2 protein-coding genes are annotated in these 1,373 nt (G+C 74.5%); both read left to right on the top strand.

The genetic code is table 11. From position 1 onward, the window contains the following. Positions 1–829, top strand: an 829-nt coding sequence (locus tag AB0L34_RS33920; protein ID WP_363709758.1) for a glycoside hydrolase family 15 protein, incomplete at its 5' end; no start/stop codon positions are given. 89 nt (positions 830–918) lie between these two features. Then, on the top strand, positions 919–1,373 hold a 455-nt coding region (locus AB0L34_RS33915; protein ID WP_363709760.1), incomplete at its 3' end, for a YfcE family phosphodiesterase.

The raw sequence follows: 1,373 nt of genomic DNA, 5'->3' as shown, positions 1-1,373 counted from the left end.
GGACCTGACCGAGCACGACCTCGACCACCTCGCCGGGTACGCCGGCAGCCGGCCGGTGCTCGTCGGCAACGACGCCTGGCGGCAGCGGCAGAACGACGTGCTGGGCGAGGTGCTGGATGCGGCCTGGCTGATGCGCTACTACCTCGACCCCATGTCACCGGAGGTGCGTGACCTGCTGCGTACGCTCGCCGACCAGGCCGAACGCGGCTGGCACCGGCCCGACGCCGGGATGTGGGAGGCGCGCGGCCCGCAGCGGCACTACGTCTCCTCCAAGGTGGAGTGCTGGACCGCGCTGGACGGGGCGGACCGGTTCGGCTCGCGCATCGGCGAGCCGGCCGACGTGGCCCGCTGGGCCGCCGCGCGCGACGAGGTGCGGGCGGCGGTGCTCGCCCGGGGCTGGAACGAGCGGGTCGGCGCGTACACCGGTGCGTTCGGCTCCGACGACCTGGACGCCTCGGTGCTGGTCATGCCGCTGGTCGGCTTCCTGCCGGCGGGCGACCAGCGGATGCGCGCCACGATGGACGTGCTGGAGCGGCGGCTGTCCCGCGACGGGCTGCTGCGCCGCTTCGACGGCGACCCGGCCGGGTTCGTGATCTGCTCGTTCTGGCTGGCCGCCGGCCTGGCCGAGGCGGGGGAACTGAACCGGGCGAGGCGGCTGTTCGAACGGCTCGCCGCCCGCACCAACGACCTCGGCCTGTACGCCGAGCAGATCGCCCCGGACACCGGCGAGCAGATGGGCAACTTCCCGCAGGCGTACTCGCACATCGGCCTGATCACCGCCGCCGGCCGCATCACCGACGCCGCCGCCCGCGCCGCCTCTCCGCGTTGATCATGAAGTTGACGGCGTAGTCGATCTCCCCGAGTGCCGCCAACCTCATGATCGGCGCGGGAAAGAGGGGGGTGGGGGAGGATGAGGGGGTGGAGCTGGTGATCATGGCGGACACGCACGTGCCCAAGCGGGCGCGGGATCTTCCGGGGCCGCTGTGGGCGGCCGTGGAGGCCGCGGATGTCGTGGTGCACGCCGGGGACTGGGTGGACGTGGCGCTGCTGGACGCGCTGGAGGCGCGGTCGCGCCGGCTGGTCGGCGTGTACGGCAACAACGACGGGCCGGAGCTGCGCGCCCGGCTGCCCGAGGTGGCCCGGGTCGAGTTGGACGGCCTGCGCGTCGCCGTGGTGCACGAGACCGGCCCGAAGACCCGCCGCGAGGAGCGCTGCGCCGCCGCGTACGGCGACTGCGACCTGCTCGTCTTCGGGCACTCGCACATCCCCTGGGACAGCGTCGCCCCGGGCGGCCTGCGGCTGCTCAACCCCGGCTCGCCGACCGACCGGCGGGCGCAGCCGCACGCCACGTACCTGACCGCGCGGGTGGCGGC

Source organism: Micromonospora sp. NPDC052213, from assembly GCF_040679695.1.
Classification (GTDB): domain Bacteria; phylum Actinomycetota; class Actinomycetes; order Mycobacteriales; family Micromonosporaceae; genus Micromonospora.
This window is presented reverse-complemented; position numbering and strand designations above follow the sequence as displayed.